Genomic DNA, 17,839 nt, shown 5'->3' on the forward strand with positions numbered 1-17,839 from the left:
TCAATGTATTTGCCTCTATGGCGGCAATCATTACAATTTTGATACCGTTCACAATCAAACTGTTCAGTCGGGTGTGAATGATATTATTTACCAAATGAAGAAGGATCTTCACGCCAGGATTTGAGCAGTTCAAAATCACTCTCCTGGATTGTACCCTCAGCCAAAGCCACATCCATCAGAGCTGTGTAATTGGACAGGGTTTGCAGCGGAATTCCCGCTTCTTCAAAAGCTTTAATGCCTTTGTCGAGCTGATAGCTGAAAATCGCCAGTACAGCCAATGGAGTCGCCCCGGCTACACGTACTGCTTCAGCGGCTTTGATTGAACTGCCACCTGTCGAGATCAGGTCTTCAATGACAACAACCTTCTGCCCCTCAGTGATCAGTCCTTCAATCAGGTTCTCTTTGCCATGTCCTTTGGCTTTATCACGAATGTATGCCATCGGCAGATTCAGCTTTTGCGCCACCCAGGCAGCATGCGGGATACCCGCGGTTGCTGTACCTGCGATGACTTCTGCATCGGGATATTGATCACGAATGATCGCAGCAAAGGCTTCAGCAATGTCGTTACGAATCTCGGGATAAGACATCGTTAGACGGTTATCACAATAGATTGGTGATTTGATGCCGGATGTCCAGGTAAATGGCTGCTGCGGACGCAGCGCCACCGCTTTAATTTTCAACAGTTGGGAAGCAATATGGTTAGGAATCTCAGTAAGTTCGATCATGCGTTTAACATCTCCTTCAAAATGGTTTCTGCTGCTTCACGTGGATTGGGAGCGCCCGTAATTGGTCTGCCTACAACAATGTAATGGCTGCCTCTGGCAATGGCTTCACCTGGCGTCAGGACACGAGTCTGGTCTCCGAGGCCACTTCCCGCTGGGCGGATGCCTGGTGTGACCGTGTGAAAATCACTGCCACAGGCTGCGCGGATCGCCGGTACTTCCAACGGGGAAGCAACGACGCCATCAAGACCTGCCTCATGGGCTAGTCCTGCATAACGGACTACTGCTGCCTCAACGCTTCCCTGGATGCCGATCTCAGCATTCATCGTTTCCTGGCTGGTACTGGTCAGCTGGGTAACCGCAATAATCTCAGGTCTGCGAAGAGAAGGATCAGCAGCTAGAGCCGCCTCAGCACCTTCACGGGCAGCACGCATCATGCTTGTACCTCCAGCTGCATGCACATTGAACATATCCACTCCCAGACGGGTGATGCTTTCAGCACCCCCACGAACCGTGTTTGGAATATCATGCATCTTCACGTCAAGGAATACCGAGTACCCCTTCGACTTCAGCTCGCGAATGAAGTCCGGGCCAGCGGCGTAGAACAGCTGCATGCCCACCTTCAGATAACAGGGAATGCCTTCTAAGGCTTGTACTAATTCCTGAGCCTGCTCCGCTGCGGGATAATCGAGTGCCACCATCAGACGGCCAGCCATTTCGTTGAAATTCGGGTGATTCATATTCCAGCGCTCCTTCCAAAAGCTTGATTTTTCCGTTTTTGCCCGATATAAAGGACATCCCGCCAGCCCGAAGGCTGACTGATGTCCTTGATCAGTGACAAATCGTCTTATTTATTTTACAAGAGCTGGCATAGCCTCAGAGGAGAAGTTGATCGTTTGCAGCATGATCAACAGGGCACGGATCGTATCCAGTGAAGTCATACATACAATCCCGTTCTCTACCGCCTCACGACGAATACGGAATCCGTCACGCTGCGGGGTTTTGCCTTTGGTCAGCGTATTGAACACAAAGTTTGCTTCGCCGCTGCGGATCATATCGAGAATGTTCGGCGAACCTTCACTTAATTTGTTCACCGTCGTCACCGGAATGTTCGCTGCTTCAAGCGCAGCTGCCGTACCTCCGGTAGCCATGATTTTGTATCCCAGTCTATAGAAACCTTCAAGCAGTGGAACAGCTTCCTCTTTGTCTTTGTCCGCTACCGTTACCACGATTGCTCCGGTGGCCGGGATCTTCATGCCTGCACCGATGAGACCTTTGAACAACGCTTTAGCGTAATTCGGGTCACGACCCATAACCTCACCTGTGGATTTCATCTCAGGTCCAAGCGTTGGTTCCACACGACGCAGCTTCGCGAAGGAGAAGACCGGAACTTTTACGGAAACATGATCCGATTCAGGCCACAGACCGTCGACATATCCGAGGTCTTTCAGCTTCACGCCCAGAATGGCTTGTGTTGCCAGGTTCGCCATCGGAATGTTAGTTACTTTGCTCAGGAAAGGTACTGTACGGGATGAACGCGGGTTCACCTCGATGATGTACACTTGACCCTTATGGATAACAAACTGGATGTTAACCAAACCGATCGTTTTCAGTTCTTTTGCAATCTTGATTGTAATCTCTACAATTTTCTCTTTGAGATCCTGGGACAGGTGCTGTGGCGGATAAACCGCGATGGAATCACCGGAGTGAACCCCTGCGCGCTCGATATGCTCCATGATACCCGGAATCAATACCGTTTCACCATCACAGATCGCGTCAACCTCGACCTCTTTACCCATCATGTAACGGTCGATCAGGACCGGATGCTCCGGGTTGATTTTAACCGCCTGTTCCATATATGTCAGCAATTCTGCATCGGAGTATACAATCTCCATCGCACGACCGCCGAGTACATAGGAAGGGCGAACCAGTACCGGGTAACCCAGACTTTGAGCCGTTTCAACCGCATCATCTACCGAAATGACTGTTTTTCCTTTTGGTTGTGCAATTTCCAGACGGGAGAGCAAACGCTCGAACTTCTTGCGATCCTCTGCCTCATCAATGTTTTCCAGATCTGTTCCGAGAATCGTTACACCAGCGGCACGTAGTGGTGCTGCCAGGTTGATTGCTGTTTGACCACCAAACTGTACGATAACACCTACCGGCTGTTCCTGTTCGATAACGTTCATTACATCTTCGAAGAACAGGGGTTCAAAGTACAAGCGATCCGATGTATTAAAGTCCGTAGACACCGTCTCCGGGTTGTTATTGATGATAACTGCTTCATAGCCTGCTTTTTGCAGAGCCCATACCGCGTGTACTGTGGAGTAGTCAAACTCAATCCCTTGACCGATCCGGATTGGACCAGAACCAAGTACGACTACTTTTTTCTTATCTGAAGGAATGACTTCATTCTCAGTTTCGTAAGTAGAGTAGTAATATGGCGTTGTTGCTTCAAACTCAGCTGCACATGTATCTACCATTTTGTAGACTGGGCGAAGGTTTTCCTCTTCACGACGTGCTCTGATTTCAGCTTCTTTCGTCAGCGTACCTCCTGGTTGACCTTCAGCCCGCAGCTCAGCAATGGCACGGTCTGTGAAGCCAAGACGCTTCGCTTGATACAAGGTTTCGGAGGACAATTCGGATTCCTCACGAATGCGATCTTCGAAGCTGATCAGCCCTTCGAGTTTATCCAGGAACCACCAGTCAATCTTCGTCAGATCTTGAAGCTGTTGCAATGTATACCCTCTGCGGAATGCTTCAGCGATCAGGAAGATACGCTCATCGTCGGCTTTGACCAGACGCTCGTTCAGCGTTGCTTCATCCAGGGTTTCGGCATCTTTCAGATACAGACGGTGTACGCCGATTTCCAGGGAACGAACAGCTTTATGAATTGACTCTTCGAATGTACGGCCAATCGCCATAACTTCGCCTGTCGCTTTCATCTGTGTACCCAGTTTGCGGTTCGCTGAGATAAACTTGTCAAACGGCCAGCGTGGGATTTTGCTCACGATATAGTCCAGTGTTGGCTCAAAGCATGCATATGTTTGGCCCGTTACCGGATTCACGATTTCGTCCAGTGTGTAACCCATGGCAATTTTGGCAGCCATCTTAGCAATCGGATAGCCCGTTGCTTTGGAAGCTAGTGCCGAAGAACGGCTTACCCGTGGGTTAACTTCGATAACATAGTATTGGAAGCTGTGCGGATCAAGCGCAAACTGTACGTTACATCCACCTTCGATGTTGAGGGCACGGATGATTTTCAGGGAAGCTGAGCGCAGCATTTGATATTCACGGTCAGACAGCGTCTGGCTTGGCGCCACAACGATACTGTCACCTGTATGAACACCTACCGGGTCAAAGTTTTCCATGTTGCAGACTACGATACAGTTATCGTTCTTGTCACGCATAACCTCATACTCGACTTCTTTCATGCCAGCAATGCTTTTCTCCACCAGACATTGCCCTATCGGGCTGTAACGAATTCCTGCTGCTACGGTTTCGCGCAGTTCTTCTTCGTTCGCACAGATTCCGCCGCCTGTTCCACCAAGCGTGTAGGCTGGACGGACGATGATTGGATAACCAATCTCATTCGCAAAATCAAGTGATTCCTCAAGTGTTGTTACGATTACACTCTCGGGTACAGGCTGTTCCAGTTCACGCATCAGATCACGGAACAAATCACGATCTTCCGCTTTCTCAATGGATGTGAGCTGTGTTCCGAGTAGTTTGACATTCTCACGCTCAAGGACGCCAGCACGTGCCAGTTCCACAGCCATGTTCAGACCCGTTTGACCGCCAAGGGTTGGCAGCAAACCGTCTGGACGTTCCTGACGAATGATTTGCGTTACAAAATCCAGTGTAATCGGTTCAATGTACACTTTATCAGCCATGTTGGTATCCGTCATAATCGTAGCCGGGTTGCTGTTGATGAGTACAACTTCCACGCCTTCTTCTTTCAGTGCCTGGCATGCTTGTGTACCGGCATAGTCGAACTCGGCCGCTTGACCGATGACGATTGGACCTGAACCAATCACCAGGATTTTTTTGAGATCTTTGTTAATCGGCATGTTATTGTGCTCCTTTCACTGCGGCTGCCAATACGGCTTGACGCGGCTGTTGCGGGTGAGTAATCTTGTGCTCCCGAATCATCTCGATGAAGCGGTCAAACAGATAGCTGTTATCATATGGTCCTGGCGCTGCTTCCGGGTGATACTGAACGGAAAACGCCGGGAATGTTTTATGTTTCAGACCTTCAATGGTCTTATCATTATTGTTGATATGTGTCACTTCAAGCTCCGTATTTTTCACGGATTCTTCGTTTACGGTGTAACCGTGGTTCTGGGATGTGATGAAGCAACGTCCGCTCTCCAGTTCTTTAACCGGGTGGTTTCCGCCGCGGTGTCCAAACTTGAGTTTCTCTGTATCGGCTCCTGCCGCAAGTGCGAACAGTTGGTGCCCCAGGCAGATTCCGAAGATCGGATATTCGCCGAGCAGTTCACTGATCATTTTAACCGCGTGAGGAACGTCTTTCGGGTCCCCAGGGCCGTTGGACAGCTGGATGCCATCCGGGTTCATGCGGCGGATTTCGTCCGCTGTTACATCATGCGGAACTACGACAACGTCACAGTTACGTTTGCTGAGTTCACGCAAAATCCCTGTTTTTGCACCGTAGTCAACCAATACAATGCGTTCAGCCGTTCCCGGGCTGTTGTATACATGTTGAGTAGAAGTCATAGGAACCTGGTTACGCAGCTCAGCGATGCTGGTGTCTCCCATCATCTCCAGCAACTCTTCCACAGGTTTCGATCCTGTTGTGAGAATTCCTTTCATTGTGCCGTGGTGACGAATCCGGCGAGTCAGCATCCGTGTATCAATCTCGCTGATTCCTACGATGCCATACTCTTTAAGCAAATCGTCTACGCTGTATTCTGCACGCCAGTTACTTGGTGTCGGCTCATGACGACGTACCACAAAACCATGTACGAATGGACGAATCGACTCGAAGTCGTCACGCGTAATGCCGTAGTTACCAATCAGTGGGTACGTCATGGTTACGATTTGACCGCAATAAGAAGGATCCGAAAGCACCTCTTGATAGCCTGTAATTCCCGTATTAAAAACGACCTCACCTGTTGTTTCACCTTCAGCACCGAATGCTTTCCCGGTGAACAGTGTGCCGTCTTCCAACAATAATCTTGCCTGTGCCTGCATCCCATTTCACTCCTCTGTGTTTATCAACGTTGAATACTTTGAGTTGAACATGGGGGACGTTACGTTTGGTGCGGCTCCGTGGGCAGAAAACCCTTTGATCGCTGTTATCTCCGGATTACTTTGATCCCATTCTTCAAATGGAGTAATCCGGTGATAAAGGCGAACGCTTTGCTTCTTCGGGTTCTTTCTGCCCACTCCACAGTTACGTTGGTGTCCATGTTCAAAAGCATTATTCAACTTTTCTTTGTTTCGTATGTTTGACTCTCGGCATGGTCTGCCTTGAGTTAGTTGTAAAGATGTTATTGGTGTATAGGTTGTAGATTTAGAGTTATAAAGCCTTGTTGTTTTAAAAGAATTAAAGAGGAAAAGCTTATTGATTTATTGATCTAATAAGTTACTGATTTACTGTTGTACCGTGTTATTCCACACGCTTTTGCCATCCACCCATGTCTGTACCGGCCATCCTTTTAGCTTCCAGCCTGTGAATGGTGTGTTTCTTCCTTTGGTAGCAAAAGTTGCTGGATCAACCGCTTTTTCCTCGTTCAGGTCAATCATCGTGATATCCGCTGGTGCTCCCTCTTCCAGCTTGCCAGTATCCAGTCGGAATACCCGTGCCGGATCTGCTGTCATGCGTTTCACGAGGAAGTCCAGGCTCCAAAGCCCTGTTTCCACAAACTTCGTGTACAACAGCGGGAAAGCCGTCTCGAATCCAACGATACCGAACGGTGCCAGCTCCATACCTTTTGCTTTCTCTTCTTCGCTATGCGGCGCGTGATCGGTAACGATCATATCCAGCGTTCCGTCCAGCAAACCTTCGATACAAGCTTGCACGTCGCGTGGTGAGCGTAGGGGCGGGTTCATCTTCCAGTTGGCATCCATACCTGGGATATCCTCATCCGACAATACCAGATGGTGCGGACATACCTCAGCAGTTACTTTAATACCGATGGACTTCGCCAGGCGAATCAAGCGAACCGACTGCTCCGTACTTACGTGGCAGACGTGGTAGTGAACTCCCGTTGCTTCTGCAAGCAGGATATCACGGCCTACGTGGATGGCCTCGGATTCATTAGGGATACCTTTGATACCATGACGCTTCGAAAACTCGCCTTCTGTCACATATCCGCCAACTACCAATGAGTCGTCTTCGCAGTGAGCGATGACTGGCATATCCATACTTGCTGCGAGGCTCATAGCATCTTTCATCATTTGAGCGTTTTGTACGCCCACCCCATCATCCGTGAATCCAATCGCACCCGCTTCTTTCAATGCGGCGAAATCCGTAAGTTCACGTCCAAGCTCGTTCTTCGTAATAGCTGCATAAGGCAGTACTTTAACCAGGTCGGCTTCTTTGGCTTTATCCAAAACCAACTTAACGACATCTGCGCTGTCGGTTACCGGTCTTGTGTTTGGCATACATGCAATCGTTGTAAAACCACCTTGTGCTGCCGAACGGGCACCCGTCTCGATCGTCTCTTTATGCTCGAATCCAGGTTCACGCAGATGCACGTGCATATCAATCAAACCGGGAATGACCAGTTTGCCTGAAGCATCGGTTACGCTATGCGCTGATTGCTCTACTTTCAGTACCGCTTCGTCTTCCACTCCAGCGATCTTTTGAATTTTTCCTTCATCTATAATGATCGTTTTCCGTTCAAGTTCCCCTTGATGATTCAAGATGTTCGCGTTCTTTATAATCTGTAGCATAATTGCCCTCCGCTTCGGTTCTGTCCGACTTGCCAGACAAGCCGGGTGATTTTCTTTATCGTGTACCCTCACATTGCTCTATAAGAACTTCCGTCCCGTCAGCCTATGACCCACAGCCAGACCCTGTTACAGTTTCATCGCACGTTCCATGACCGCCATGCGGATTGGAACACCGTTTGCCATCTGCGGGAAGATCCGCGATGCTGCGCTCTCCACTACCGCGTCATCTACCTCGACATTTCGGTTCACAGGAGCAGGGTGCATAATGATTGTGCTTGGTTTCAGGCGTGATGCCCGTTCTTCCGTCAATCCGTAGTGTTCGCGATAATCCTCAGCCGAAGTAATCAGGCCATGTTTATGACGTTCCAGTTGAACTCGGAGCATCATGACTACATCCGCATCGAGTGCTTCTTCCAGACCTACATAAGGCGCGTGTTCTGCGAGCTCCGGTGCCTGCATCGTTTGCGGTGCGCAGAAGCGCACATCCGCACCAAACTTTTGCAGTGCCCACAGATTGGAGCGAGCTACCCGGCTATGCAGGATGTCTCCGATGATCGACACACGCAAACCTTTCAGCTCACCGAAAGCCTTCCGCATCGTGTAGAGATCCAACAACGCCTGGGTAGGGTGCTCGTTATTTCCGTCTCCGGCATTCACTAGTGGAACATTCACTTTCTGAGCCAGTTGTTGCAGAACACCCGAAGGTTTCAACCGAATCACTCCTGCGTCAATGCCCATGGACTCCAGTGTGCGTACCGTATCATAGATGGATTCACCTTTCTCCACGCTTGATGCAGCCGCCGTGAAGTTCAGTACTTGTGCACCCAGACGTTTTTCTGCCATCTCAAATGAGAAGCGAGTACGCGTGCTGTTCTCGAAGAACATGTTGGCTACGAAGTGGGATTCCAGTACAGGAACCAGTTTCTCCTTCTGCGCTTCCCAGTGTGCTGCTCTGTTCAGAATGGAGTCGATCTCATCGCGGCTAAGGTTCTTAAGGCCAAGCAAGCTCCGGTCCTTCAATGCTGGTTGTGTAATCATCATGCCTGTTCCCCCCGGTTCTGAATGATCTTGACTTCGTCCTGTCCGTCCGTTTCTATCAATGCAACCTCGATCTCCTCTGATTTAGAAGTCGGCACATTCTTGCCGATAAAATCAGGTCGAATCGGAAGTTCCCGGTGTCCGCGATCTGCGAGAACCGCCAGCTGAATGTTCTGTGGTCTTCCACAATCCATCAGGGCATCCATCGCTGCGCGAATCGTACGTCCGGTATAGAGCACATCATCGAACAAAATCACTTTTTTGTTATGAATTGAAAGTGATTCAGGTGTCATCGTCAACAGTTCCTTGCGATTCGCTTTATTCTCTTCCAAGCGATCATCGCGATAAGGGGTCACATCGAGTTCTCCCCAAGGGATCGGTGTACCTTCGATTTCTTCAATCTTGGCGGCGATCCGTTCTGCGAGGTATACACCCCGTGTTCGAATTCCGATAAGTACACAACCCTCAATACCTTTGTTTTTTTCCAAAATCTCATGGGCAATCCGTGTTAATGCGCGGCGGATCGCGGTTTCATCCATAATGACATGTGTCTCTGTGCTCATGCGTTCAGCCTCCTCAGGATTTACCTTTCAGATCATGGCCCCGTGACGAGGAGAACAAAAAAGACTCCTTGCCGTGTTCATTGGCAAGGAGTCTCCGAACTTCAGACCGCTCTGAAGAAAGTTTACTCTCGGGATGCATCGCTTGATTTGCCGCAGCAAAAAACGATGTATCGTTCACGTTACCTTGCCAGTCTCACGGGACTGATTTAAAGGTGCTATTCATGTCGTTCATATTGCAGGACCTCACAGGGTTCTGTACTCAATATGTCCGTTTGTCTTCATGAATTATGACAGAAAGACAACCCTCTGTCAACACCTCAACATCACAGGCGAAATTCCTCTACTGTATTCCCTTAGAATCAGCAGTTCGGCTGAAAAACATCCAAACACATCACATTTCATTCGTTATTCATAATTATACAATAATTCTGTATATTTATCCATAGGCAATTGCGGAGAATCTTACAGCCAAAATAATCCTCTGACTATACTCAACGTTGGGACAGAGTCTAATTTTAGAGTTCAACGTCCAGAAACACGGAATACATGAAGGCTCTGCATTAGTACCCAGCGAAATGGGTAAAGTTTATAAACATGAAACAATTCATAGATGCTTCAATAAAGCCGATATACATAAGGATTTACAAATACGCGACATAGAAATAAGATAAGACCTACATTTATTTACATTTAGGAGGAAGTTATGCGTCACATTTGGCAAGTTTACAAAACAGACTGGTTGCATATTTTGAAGGTTCCCACAGGTATTTTTCTAATTGTGGCTATTATTTTACTACCCGGGGTGTATGACTGGGTCAACGTGAAGTCCGTATGGGACCCATACAGCAACACCCAAGGGATCAAAATTGCGGTGACAACCGAGGACAAGGGTGCAACTGTTGCAGGAACTAATGTCAATATTGGAGACGAACTGGTGTCCAGCCTGAAACAGAACGAAAAGCTGGGATGGACTTTTGTGGGCCAGGCTGAGGCTGATCGTGGTGTGCAAACAGGAGAGTATTATGCAAGCCTGCTCATTCCTGGGGACTTTTCAACCAAAATTACAGGTATCGTTGACGGGAAGCTGGAGCGCCCAGAGGTAATCTATACCGTTAATGAGAAGGTTAATGCCATCGCTCCAAAAATCACGGGTTCCGGTGTATCTGCGATAACAACACAAATCAATGAAAATTTCACTGAAGCCGTCAGTCAGGCTGTTCTAACCAAATTGAAGGAAGCCGGAGTTGAGATCAATGCCCAGCTTCCAACTTTGCGCAAGATGGAGAATGGCATATTCACGCTGGAGAAAAATCTTCCGGATATACAAGCTGCAGGTCAAAAGGTACTGGAAGTAGAAAAAGCCATGCCTGGTATCGTAAAAGATGCTCAAAAGATCGTCGAGATCGAAAAAAAACTGCCTGAAATCAATGAAGCCGCACAGTATGTGCTCAAGGTGCAGGAGTATTGGCCACAAATTAATGATGCAGCATCCGAGGTGTTGGCTATTCAGGAGCGTATTCCCGATATTCAAAAAGCCGTAGAACGTATTCAAGAAGTGGATGCAAACTTTGGTCAGGTATCAGGTGTCATCCAAACAGCCCTGGATAAAACCGACAAGGCTCTGTCTATCGTAACGGCCGCAGAGCAAGATCTGGATAAAGTATCCCAAATCGCTGGTAACGGGATTGAGCTGGCCGAAGGCTTAAATCACTTTGTGGATTCCAGTGAAGAAGCATTTCAGGCTATAGGCCCGGCGATTCGGCAAAACCTGCTGCTGGTGCAGCAAATATCAAACGCTGCATCAGACGTATTTGGGCAATTGCAGAATACAGATCTTAATAACCTGCCGACAGCAGAAGATCTGGACCGGATCGCTGCCCGTTTGGGGATTGCAGTAAGACTCGTCGACAGTATGGCAGAACTACTGGGCAAAATCGACAACTTACTTCCAAGCCATCCACTTGCTAATAAAATTTCGCAGCTGAACACCATTTCAGATAAACTTCAGCTGCAAATCCGCCTGACAGGGATTATCAGTGATGCTCTGCGTCGTAATACAACTCCGCCCGCAGACGTCATCGCCCAGTTAAATGCTCTCTCCAAGGACATTAGCAGCGGCATTGGCAATATCATGAACACCTACGAGAGCGAAATATCGCCGGCTCTTGCGGCTGGTGCGGATAAGCTGAGGTCTATCCTTTCCACTTCAGCAGATACACTACAGGGAGCAAGAGATCGAATTCCGGATATCGCGGACATTCTTGCGTCAGCCAAAGAAGGGATTACGTTTGGGCAGACTGAATTGACAAAAATCCAGAGCGAACTGCCTCAAATACAATCTAAGATTCATGAGATATCGGAGACACTCGCGAATAAAAGTGAAGGCTTCATCCAAGCTTTGAACACAGTATCTTCATTAATTCGAAACGATCTGCCCAAGCTGGGCACCAAGCTGAATGAAGCGGCTAATTTTGTTCGGAACGATCTGCCCAATGCCGAGAAACAGATAGGCAAGGCATCCGATTTTGTACAGAACCAGCTTCCGGAGGTCGAACAAGGAGTACATCGTGTTGCTACGCTTGTACGTGATGATTTGCCAGCATTGGAAAGTGCCATCAGCAAGGCAGCAGACAAACTTAGAGAAGTCGAAGGTAATAACCAGTTTGCCGAGCTCGCCAAGCTTTTGCGCGGCGACATTGAAGAAGAGAGTGCTTTCCTAGCAAGTCCGGTGAAAATCAAGGAACAACAGCTTTACCCGATTCCGAATTACGGATCAGCCATGTCACCATTTTATGGCGTGCTGTCCTTGTGGGTCGGCTCAACGCTACTGATTTCCCTGCTTCGTGCCGAAGCTGAGAATCCAGAAGGCAAGTTCCGGGGATACGAGTTGTATCTTGGACGTCTTGCCACTTTTCTGACTATTGGATTGCTTCAAGCGATCTGTGTCAGCCTGGGAGATATATTGATCCTCGGCACCTATGTCGCAGATAAAGTGTGGTTTGTCTTGTTTGCCATGCTGGTGAGTGCCGTATTTGTTACCATAACGTACACCCTGCTGTCCGTTTTTGGGAATATCGGAAAAGGGATCGCGATCATCTTCATGGTGTTTCAGTTCTCCAGCTCCGGCGGTACGTTTCCAATCAGCATGACATCGCCCTTTTTCCAGGCATTGAATCCGTTCATGCCCTTCACGTATGCGATTAGTCTACTGCGTGAGTCGGTCGGCGGCATCTTGTGGTCGACTGCCATCAAGGATATTCTGTGGTTGTGCATGTTCATCGCGCTGAGTCTCATCGTTGCTCTCGCTTTGAAACGTCCACTCAGCAGTCTCACCAAACGTTCAGCCGAGAATGCCAAGAAGACCAAAATCATTGCTTAAAATCGTCCGTGAGACCCTCTGCGTAATCAACGCAGTGGGTCTTTTGTTTATCCCAACATGCACATATCGAATGAATCATACCAAACAAGACAAGGCCATTGGATTTAAAGTCCAATGGTCTTGTCTCATTATAAAGATAATTAAAATCTCTGATTATTTCACTGTACGTTCCTGTTCCAACTGATCATAGGACTGCTTAATGGTTGTTAAAGTTTCTACATGACGGTAGATGTTGTTCCCTGCGGTGACGAGAATACATATCATGATCAAGCCTATTAGCACTTTTTTACCCAGCCCCTGACGAAGACCGATGACGAAGCCCCCACCGAGGAGGAAAAACGCAAACAGATAGTGTCCTGCATACAGGTACATATCGTATTGAAATACCGCCAGCCCGAAACCAACAACGATATGAAGTAAAAAGGCAAACAGAATGTATGACACAAGAGTCCACACTTCCCGTTCACGGATGCCTTTGATAAACCCAGTGAGCGCCAGCAACAGGATAAATATACCCGTAAGCTGAACATAGATCGGATTGGAACGGGTCAAATCTGTTACAAACGCGACCATACCCGGGTCCAGCAAATGTACTTTCGGTGACAGCATCGGATTAATCGTTAGCAAACTTAGAGCTTTCCAATGAGCTGCGAACTGGAATGGAGTGGCATAGCTTGTTCCCCCATTTTGAATGCCAAGCAGCCAGTTACTGACCCAACTGCGACCGCCAAACGCGATGTATTGGATTCCTGTCAATACTACGATGAAGGCAACGGCCAGTGCCATAATCCCGATATACTTTTTCCAACCAGACTTGTTACGCCACGTACGCAAATTGAAAAACATGGCTGCCGCAAATGGTACAATGTTGGTCGACGTCAGTCCGAAGTTGATGGATGCCAGCAGCGCATTCGGGATGTAACGGACATCTTTCCGTTCACGGGTGTATTGCATATACAGCACAGAGAACAGGATAACAAACTGTACGTACGGATACGAATCCGGAATCAACGCGGTAAACATCAGATAGGAGCTGAAACCGAACAATAAAGCGAAAAGTAACGGTGTGGTGATTTGTTTATCTTTTTGATTTAAAAACAGAAACACCAGCACAACCGAACCCGCATTCACAAGGGACTGCAGGACAAGAAAGAACCAATTCCCGCCCAGCAATTGAGCACCTGCTTCAAGCGTGACCGCTAGAAATGAAATTAACGGATGAATAACCGAAGAACTGTTGCTTCCGTAATACATGGAAGGATCGAAGTTAAATAAATTAAGTGGAAACTGCGTCGTACTAAATGGCGTGTATGACCCAAGTAGCTCTGCGTGATTCGCAATGTACGTCACGTAAGGTCCATTCATGAGAGCGTAAAAAAGAGCAAAACCCGCAAACAGGCCAAATGCCGTCCAATTGGTCCTGCGATTATAAAATAAGTAGTCCAAAAATTTCATGCATTCACATCCAGTTTCATTATTCTAGAAAACCAATAAACACAACCCGCCCATAATACAAGTGACACCGATCCAGCGCAAAGGACCCACTGCTTCCTTAAAGGCAAACCGCGCTATAATGAGCGTCCACACATACGTTAACGCATTGGCTGGCAGCACAACAGTTAAGGGAAGAAATTTCAACAATACAATGTTCAGCAGCGCACCTGTACCATAGAATCCTAGCCCCATTAAAACATGCAGCTTTTTGCGGCTGGTAGCGTAGGCTTTCAAACCCGCTCCCCCCATCGCTCCACACAGGGTCATTGCAATTAATACAGCAATCATCCAGCTATCGATCAACACTGGTCAACGTCACCCCAATTCCAAGCAGCACAACAGCGGCCAACTTCTGCACCGTAATTTCTTCTCCTAGCAAAAAGTATCCATAGATCAGCGCAAACACATAGCTTGCACACATCAAAGGATAGGCCACAGACAGCTTTTCCAAAGCAAAAGCCTTGATCATCAAAATGGCACCCAGCCCATAACAGAGAAAGCCGATGCCCAGATAGATCCACTCGGTCAGCCCCCACTTCCAGAACAATTGGCCTGTCGCTGTAAGAAAAGCGGAGACCAGCATCAACAGCTTGCCTGTATGGCGCCCTTTTATCTCCCCCACGACAATGCCTCCATCTCTGGCACGCGCTTGTTAATAAAGTATCGCTGACTCACCAACTGCATCACTGGAAGATCGGATAAGGAGTCGGAGTAGGAGCAGGATTGATCATAATCAATCACCATCTTTTTCTCATCCAGATAGGCCTGAATTCGACGAACCTTCTCATCCCCTTTGCAATTGCTGCCATCAATCCTACAGGTATAGCCATTCGAGTGACGAACCAGATCGGTACCAATGACATGATCCACCCAGGGAAAGTTTTTAAAATATTTCATATAGGCATGCGGAGATGCGGTCACCAGCAATACATGATAGCCTGCTTCCTTACGGTGCTGCATCTCTACACTTGCCTCCGCAAAAATGGCAGTACGCAATCGTGTATCAAAAAAATGCTCCAGATCATTTTCGGACATGCGTTCAATGCTTTTGAAATAGGAACGTTTGACACGCTCAACCGTCATCAGACCTGCCTTGAACAGCGCGGTATGAAATGCAATTACAGGCAATCTCCATACCTGCCATGGGTAACGGCGAACGCCGTAATGTACAAACTGAAACATGGAATCTCTGCGTATAATCGTTTTATCAATATCAAAGATGGCGATTTTCGTGCTTTTCACCCAGATCCCCTCTACCTTCCAGACTCAAACTTTTATTCAAAAATAGCAAAAATCGAAATAACACTTATGACATACAAAATGACCGTGATCAAGATGGGCTTGTCCTCAAATAGAACTCGATCTGGGGAACCACCTTGGTTCTTCATATGAATCAGATACAGATAGCGGAACATGCCGTATATAACCAAAGGAATCGTCCACATTAAATGAATGGTACGATCGGATGTGAACGTAAAGAGCGAATAGCTAATAATGGTCGCCGTTGTGACAATGGTATTGAACTGATCCAATAACGTAATTGAATAGTTATCTAACACTTTACGGTGTGAGCCGGTATTTCCCTCAAGCAGGGTGAGTTCATTCCTCCGTTTGCCGATAGCCAGGAACAGGGACAGCAGCATCGTACAGATGAGGAACCACGGCGTAAATGGCACATGGATCAGGACACCGCCTGCAATCGCACGAAGCACAAATCCAGCCGCAATGGTCATCATATCCAAAATAACGAGATGTTTGAGTACAAATGAGTACGACACATTCAATAGGAAATAAACAATACATAATACTCCGAATAATGGGTTCATCACGAAGGCTGTCCCGACGGAAAGAATTAATAACAGAATTCCGAACAACAAGGCGTGAGCAGGGTTGACCTGTCCAGAAGCAAGGGGACGGAACATCTTCACCGGATGCTGACGATCTCTGTCGCGATCTACATAATCGTTTAAAATATAAACGCAGCCTGCAACAAGGCTAAATAAAATAAAACCTAGCAAAGTCGATAGAATGGTCTCCGTCCGAATTTCCTCAAAAGAAAAAAGCAGCGCGGCAAACAACAGCAAATTTTTGGTCCATTGTTTTGGTCTCAATAGTTTAAGCAATCCTGAAACGGTATTGCCTGTCCCTGCAGCAGGTGTGGACACGGTATTGGTACGTGATGATAACAATTTCCATAACTCCCTTCAAAAGCAACTTCTGACTTATATAAATAACGTAAAGATCTAATCATATGTTGCTTGTATAATTTTGTAAAGGGATTACAGGAAGAATTTATATTTTTTTGCATAAAAAAAGAGACCGTTTCCGGTCTCTTCTTTCTTTACATTACATCATTATGATTATGTGAATTAATTAAAATTCGAACTGCACGTCACTCAGACGGCGTTTAATTTCAGCGATAACACGTTTCTCTTCTTCTTCCCCTTTAGCTTCAAAGGTAACGGAGAAACGAACAAAGTTACCTGCATCATCCCAAGGCACCGAAGAGATCAGTTTCTCACGGATCAGGAACTGGGAGAAGTCTTCGCCTGATTCAAAGCGGCGACCTCCGACAATACCTTTTGGAGCTTCAACATAAAGGAAGAAGGAACCTTTAGGTTTCTCAGCCTGGAAGCCCAGCTCGTTCAGTGCAGCTACCAGCAGGTCGTGACGACGGGAATATTTCTCGGCGATTTTTTCCGTGATTTCCGGGTGGTTCAATCCATAAGCAGCAGCCTTTTGGATCGCGATGAACTGACCAGAGTCATTGTTGTCTTTCACGTCGCTGAATGCTTTGACAACAAGCGGGTTACCTGCAACAAAACCAATTCTCCAACCTGTCATGTTGTAGGACTTGGACAGGGAGTGTAATTCCACGCCCACATCCTTCGCACCAGGTACAGACAGGAAGCTGAACGGTTTTTTGCCGTCATAAGTCAATGCTGCGTATGGAGCATCATGTACAACGACTACGCTGTATTTCTTCGCCCATTCAACCACTTCCGTAAAGAACTCCACGGTAGCACTCGCGCCCGTTGGGTTATTCGGATAGTTCAGATAGAGCAACTTTGCACGTTTCGCGATATCTTCCGGAATAGCCGACAGATCTGGCAGGAAGTTGTTCTCCTTGGTCAATTGAATGTTGAACACTTCACCACCCAGGTATTTGGTGTGTGTACCCATAACCGGATACCCTGGCACCGTCATAATCGTTACATCACCTGGATTGATGAAGCAAGAAGGCATCATCGCCAAAGCTGGCTTGGAACCGATGGAATGCACGATTTCAGTTGATGCATCGATACCTTCAACATTAAATACATTTTTCAGGTAAGCAGCTGCCGCTTCCTTGAATTCAGGAATACCGTTATCCGCGTATCCACGGTTTTCAGGTTTGGAGGCTTGCTCCGCCAATGCAGCTACGATGCCTGCATCTGCCATCTCGTCTGGTTCACCTACGCCGAGGTCAATCAATTCTACATTGGGAAAATCCTTTTTAGCCGAAGCTTTGGCACGTTTGATTTTCTCGAATTTATAGATGTTGGTGTCTTTACCATAGTTGGAGCCGCCAATACGGTCGGCAAAATTAGTCTGAATGTACGTTTCCTGATATTTATCGATACTCATGATTTTGTTCATCTCCTCATTTGACGCAAATTTCTACACTTTAATATGAAGCATTTGCGCGTTCAAAACCATGGACAAATTATCCGAACATTTGT

General features: G+C 47.4%; 14 protein-coding genes. 1 reads left to right on the top strand and 13 read right to left on the bottom strand.

All coding sequences use genetic code 11. The features are described from left to right. Positions 1–83: 83 nt before the first annotated feature. The 7 genes from pyrE to pyrR all read right to left on the bottom strand — a co-directional run bounded on the left by pyrE (position 84) and on the right by pyrR (position 9,244). A complete protein-coding gene (gene pyrE, locus PTQ21_RS27180; RefSeq protein ID WP_062326374.1) occupies positions 84–725 on the bottom strand; it encodes an orotate phosphoribosyltransferase in 642 nt (213 codons plus the stop codon). Further along, positions 722–1,462 (bottom strand): orotidine-5'-phosphate decarboxylase, encoded by a 741-nt coding sequence (gene pyrF, locus PTQ21_RS27185; RefSeq protein ID WP_072734472.1) that lies wholly within the window; start codon positions 1,460–1,462, stop codon positions 722–724. The genes pyrE and pyrF overlap by 4 nt, the downstream gene beginning before the upstream one ends. Positions 1,463–1,573: 111 nt before the next feature. Further along, positions 1,574–4,792, bottom strand: coding sequence for a carbamoyl-phosphate synthase large subunit (carB, locus tag PTQ21_RS27190; protein WP_274567809.1), 3,219 nt, complete (start codon positions 4,790–4,792; stop codon positions 1,574–1,576). 1 nt (position 4,793) lies between these two features. After that, the gene (gene carA, locus PTQ21_RS27195) at positions 4,794–5,936 is read right to left on the bottom strand and encodes a glutamine-hydrolyzing carbamoyl-phosphate synthase small subunit (RefSeq protein WP_053784194.1); all 1,143 of its coding nucleotides are present in this window, start codon (positions 5,934–5,936) and stop codon (positions 4,794–4,796) included. Positions 5,937–6,338: 402 nt separating this feature from the next. Beyond that, a complete protein-coding gene (locus PTQ21_RS27200; protein WP_274567810.1) occupies positions 6,339–7,643 on the bottom strand; it encodes a dihydroorotase in 1,305 nt (434 codons plus the stop codon). A gap of 126 nt (positions 7,644–7,769) precedes the next feature. Further along, positions 7,770–8,681: an aspartate carbamoyltransferase catalytic subunit gene (locus tag PTQ21_RS27205; RefSeq protein ID WP_095206245.1), complete on the bottom strand. Its 912-nt coding sequence runs from the start codon at positions 8,679–8,681 to the stop codon at positions 7,770–7,772. Further along, positions 8,681–9,244, bottom strand: a complete 564-nt coding sequence (gene pyrR / locus PTQ21_RS27210) for a bifunctional pyr operon transcriptional regulator/uracil phosphoribosyltransferase PyrR (protein ID WP_072734474.1) — start codon at positions 9,242–9,244, stop codon at positions 8,681–8,683. Before pyrR ends, PTQ21_RS27205 begins: the two co-directional genes overlap by 1 nt. 703 nt (positions 9,245–9,947) lie before the next feature. Between pyrR and PTQ21_RS27215 the strand changes: the two genes are divergently transcribed. Continuing rightward, positions 9,948–12,623: a YhgE/Pip domain-containing protein gene (locus PTQ21_RS27215; protein ID WP_274567811.1), complete on the top strand. Its 2,676-nt coding sequence runs from the start codon at positions 9,948–9,950 to the stop codon at positions 12,621–12,623. A gap of 153 nt (positions 12,624–12,776) precedes the next feature. On the opposite strand, the gene PTQ21_RS27220 is transcribed toward PTQ21_RS27215, so the two are convergent. The 6 genes from PTQ21_RS27220 to PTQ21_RS27245 form a co-directional block, all read right to left on the bottom strand. Next, positions 12,777–14,078, bottom strand: a complete 1,302-nt coding sequence (locus PTQ21_RS27220; RefSeq protein WP_274567812.1) for a DUF6080 domain-containing protein — start codon at positions 14,076–14,078, stop codon at positions 12,777–12,779. A 24-nt stretch (positions 14,079–14,102) separates the two neighbouring features. Then, on the bottom strand, positions 14,103–14,405 hold the full coding sequence (locus tag PTQ21_RS27225; protein WP_256338016.1) for a DMT family transporter: 303 nt from the start codon (positions 14,403–14,405) through the stop codon (positions 14,103–14,105). A gap of 4 nt (positions 14,406–14,409) precedes the next feature. Beyond that, positions 14,410–14,700 carry an EamA family transporter gene (locus PTQ21_RS27230; protein WP_090810048.1) on the bottom strand — a complete coding sequence of 97 codons (291 nt, stop codon included), beginning with the start codon at positions 14,698–14,700 and terminating at the stop codon, positions 14,410–14,412. Between the two features lie 26 nt (positions 14,701–14,726). Continuing rightward, entirely contained in the window at positions 14,727–15,359 is a 633-nt protein-coding gene (locus PTQ21_RS27235) for an HAD-IB family hydrolase (RefSeq protein ID WP_079696187.1), read from the bottom strand. Positions 15,360–15,391: 32 nt separating this feature from the next. Then, a complete protein-coding gene (locus PTQ21_RS27240; RefSeq protein WP_371121651.1) occupies positions 15,392–16,306 on the bottom strand; it encodes a decaprenyl-phosphate phosphoribosyltransferase in 915 nt (304 codons plus the stop codon). A 184-nt stretch (positions 16,307–16,490) separates the two neighbouring features. Continuing rightward, a complete protein-coding gene (locus tag PTQ21_RS27245) occupies positions 16,491–17,744 on the bottom strand; it encodes an LL-diaminopimelate aminotransferase (protein ID WP_063567860.1) in 1,254 nt (417 codons plus the stop codon). Positions 17,745–17,839 lie beyond the last annotated feature (95 nt).

Source organism: Paenibacillus marchantiae, from assembly GCF_028771845.1.
GTDB classification, from domain to species: Bacteria; Bacillota; Bacilli; order Paenibacillales; family Paenibacillaceae; genus Paenibacillus; species Paenibacillus marchantiae.